We start from the raw sequence: 3,752 nt of genomic DNA, 5'->3' as shown, positions 1-3,752 counted from the left end.
AGACACAGCGCTTCTTAAAAAGAATAAAAAGCAAGTACTTAAATTAACTGAAGAAGTAGATGCCCTTAGAGACAATATTTTCTATTTCATTAAAAACTTAGATGAATCTAGTGTAAATGCTAGTGGTTTTTACATCAATATTTTAGGATATTTACAGGATATGACACAATCTTTAGAGTATATTTCTAAAGTTAGCTTTAAGCATGTTAATAATAATCATAAAAAATTAAAGTTTAGCCAAATTAAAGAGCTCAAAGAAATTGACGAGCGTTTTAATTTATTCTTTAATAATACTCAAGAGGCATTTAAATCAAGTTCTTTCGACCAGATTGGAGTTATTCTTGGAAGAAAAAAAGAAATTTTGGAACTAGTAACCTCTAAAATAATAAAACAGATAGAGCGTACTAGAACGGAAGAGTCAAGTCCGAAAAACACAACTTTATACTTTAGTTTATTGTCAGAGACAAAAGATTTATTAACGGCCACCATGAACCTCTTAGAAGAGTATCATCAGGCTCATGATAGTTCTGTTACTCCAGCAACTATTGAAGACCCTAAGTAAACTAAACATAACAATTTTATTAAAAGCTACCACTTATACTGGTAGCTTTTTTGTTTAGAATAAGCTTATTAAAATATACCCAACAACCGAACCAACAATAATAACCCAAATAGTACTTACCTTAGTTTTGAAGACAAAAAATGTTGCTAATAAAGCAATAATTATAGCTTTCCAATCCAATAGTATTTCGTTAGTCATTATTACTAATACTGCAAGCATTACAGCTACCGCAGCAACATTAACGGAATCTAAAAAATACCTCAGCATTTTCGATTGTCGCATTTTTGGGATAAACGGATTGAGAATCAACACAAATAAAAACGATGGTAAAAAGATTCCTAAGGTAGCCACTAAGGCACCTGTAAATCCTGAAAGTTGATATCCAATAAAAGTTGATGTAGACAAAACAGGCCCAGGTGTAAATTGTCCAATAGCAATGGCATCCATAAGTTGCGCTCTGGTTAATAAACCACGAGTTACTAATTCTGCATCTAAATAAGCAAAAAGCACATAGCCGCTTCCATATAGAATGGCGCCAACTTTTAAGAAAATTAAAAAGAGTTTCAAGGTAGAAACTTTAACCAGAGTTGTTTGAAAACCAAATAATAAAAGAAACGGCGAAATGGCATTGAGGTGAGATTTCGTTTTAGATTTTAAATAGAAATACAACATGCCAAAAACACCAGCACTTAATAAAGCAACAACCTCATTAACGCCTAAAAGACTTACTAATAATACTAATACCCCAAGAATAATGAGTTCTGTACTCTTTATGGCTTTTTTTCCAAGTTTCAGGATAGCAGAGGCTATGATGGCTAAAACTGCTGGCTTAATCCCATAAATAAATGGCTCAACCTGAGGCAACTCGCCATATTTCACGTACAGGTACGCAAGTAATGCGGTAATAATAGTTGCCGGAAAAATAAAGGCTATCCCAGCTACAAATAGTCCGGCTTTACCTGCACGTTCATAACCACAATGCATGGTCATTTCGGTAGAATTTGGTCCTGGAATGAGATTCGTAGTTCCTATTAAATCTAAGAAATAATCTCTAGTCATCCATTTACGCTTCTCAATAATTTCATCCTCCATCATGGCAATATGCGCAGCTGGTCCGCCAAAAGCAAAACACCCTAACTTAAAAAATACTTGAGCTACTTCTCGTAATTCTTGCCTCATTTTTTAATAATTATCAAATACCGTTTGGGGTTATTCATTATCTAATAAGGTATCTTTTTTACCATACAGTAATTCGGCAACATCAATTAATTTTTTAACCATATCATTCACGTTGGTATAATCATTAAATAGTGATGATGCCATTTCGGCGGTGATTAAATTTTTTCTTATTAATTTATCTATAGATTTGTTACTCTTTCTAACACTTGCTTTGGCTTCCTTTTTTAGTTCTTTTAATTTAATTTCATATTTTTCAGCTTCATTTTCAGTTCTAAACAAATAAATAACTCTTAATACTTCGGTTAATTTTTTTCTGTAACTATCGTATTCTTTTTGCAAATATTTATTGTCCATATTTAAAACTAGCGTAATATTTTTATTCAGCTCTCGAGCATCTTTAATTATTTCTACCATTTTTCTATTGGCAATTTTAATAGCCATTATGGCCTTTATTTGCTTATTATTTAAGTTTAAACTGCCTTGAGCGGTCGAGGCATATTTTATAATTTCTCCATAAATGGTTTTCACTTTAGTATAATATAAATCTTCAATATCTGTTTTAAAATCAGTTTTAGATTTCTTTATAATTGTTTTAAGTTTTTCTCCTGATTTTATGTCTTCTCTGTGGATATTTAGGGCATGAGCTACTATTTCAAATACGCTATTCTTATATAGATATTTCGACTCTTTTACTAAAGCAGATATTGCAGAACCAGGAAATTTTAATGCAGCTTCATTGAGATATTTTGGTTCATCAACATCTTTATCCGTAGTTTCTTTAAAGAAGCGCATTAAAAAACGTTCTAACCTTTTAATAAACGGAATCATTAAAACAACCCCTAAAACATTAAATATAGTATGAAATACAGCCAGTTTTAAAGTGTAATTTTCGGAAGCTATATTTAGGATCTCAGACAAATTATTTACCAGTTTTGCTAGGGGAAATATTAAAGCCATTGCCACTAAACCAGTAATACCATTAAAAATAAAATGGGCAACAGCCAACCTTTTCCCTGCACTATTCGAGTTTAACGCCCCTAAAATAGCTGTTATAGTGGTTCCTATATTTGCCCCAATAGCAAGTGCCAACGCATTTTCATATTCTATTTGCCCTGCCGCCAAGGCTGTTAAAATAAGTGCTAAGGTGGCACTACTAGATTGCAAAATGGTTGTAATTATTATTCCCAGACCCGTATAAATTAATACGCCTAAAAATCCAGAAACGGCGTATTCAGTTAAATCTATATATTCCTTAAAAACATCAAATCCTTCTTTCATATAGTGGATGCCCAAAAAGAAAAAACCTAAGCCAGCCAAAACATTTCCGATGCCTTTAAATGTCACCTTTTTTTGAAAAGAAAAAATAATTCCAAAAACGAGCATAGGCATTGCCAAGGCCGATATTTTTATTTTAAGTCCAAAACCTGCCACTAACCAAGCCGTAGCTGTGGTTCCTATATTAGCTCCAAATATTAAACCTAAGCCTTCTGCCAACGTAATTAACCCGGCACTAATAAATGATATGGTAATTACAGAAACTAACGAACTAGACTGTATTAAAGCAGTAACAAAAGCTCCTGCCATAATACTTTTATAAAGCTTATTTGTGGCTTTTTTTAAGATGTTTTGTAACGGACCTTTGGTGAAAACTTTAAAACCTTCTTCAAGCATTATCATTCCAAACAGTAAAATTGCTACACCTGCTGAAACTGTTTTAAAATTTGGATTTAAATAAAGTAAAACTCCTAAAGCAATTAAAAGTCCGAAGAAAAAAGACTTTCTTATCATAAAAAATTATTTTATATAAGACTAAATATAGTATTTTTAGCACGAAAAAACTATTTATGATTACAACAAACGAATATTTTGAGGGCCAGGTAAAATCATTGGGTTACACATCTGCAACTGGAAAATCCACGGTTGGTGTTATGGAAGCTGGCACCTATGAATTCGGAACTTCCACACACGAAACTATGCAAGTTATTGAAGGCGAGATGACTGTAAAACTACC

The 3,752-nt window shown here is 32.4% G+C and carries 3 protein-coding genes and 1 pseudogene; 2 read left to right on the top strand and 2 right to left on the bottom strand.

The window, feature by feature from the left end; all coding sequences use genetic code 11:
* Positions 1–562: pseudogene (locus WBN21_RS12225) on the top strand (inorganic phosphate transporter); the annotation flags it as partial.
* A 54-nt stretch (positions 563–616) separates the two neighbouring features.
* Here the strand turns inward: WBN21_RS12225 and chrA are convergent.
* Together chrA and WBN21_RS12215 are read right to left on the bottom strand one after the other, a co-directional pair.
* Positions 617–1,741, bottom strand: coding sequence for a chromate efflux transporter (gene chrA, locus WBN21_RS12220; protein ID WP_424200667.1), 1,125 nt, complete (start codon positions 1,739–1,741; stop codon positions 617–619).
* Between the two features lie 30 nt (positions 1,742–1,771).
* Positions 1,772–3,529 (bottom strand): Na/Pi cotransporter family protein, encoded by a 1,758-nt coding sequence (locus WBN21_RS12215; RefSeq protein ID WP_424200665.1) that lies wholly within the window; start codon positions 3,527–3,529, stop codon positions 1,772–1,774.
* Positions 3,530–3,585: 56 nt separating this feature from the next.
* On the opposite strand from WBN21_RS12215, the gene WBN21_RS12210 reads away from it, so the two are divergent.
* The coding region (locus tag WBN21_RS12210) for a pyrimidine/purine nucleoside phosphorylase (RefSeq protein WP_424200669.1) at positions 3,586–3,752 on the top strand (167 nt) is incomplete at its 3' end.

This window comes from Algibacter sp. (assembly GCF_049667265.1).
Lineage (GTDB): Bacteria > Bacteroidota > Bacteroidia > Flavobacteriales > Flavobacteriaceae > Algibacter_B.
Note: the sequence above shows the minus strand (reverse complement) of the source record. Positions and strands in the feature narration are given on the sequence as shown.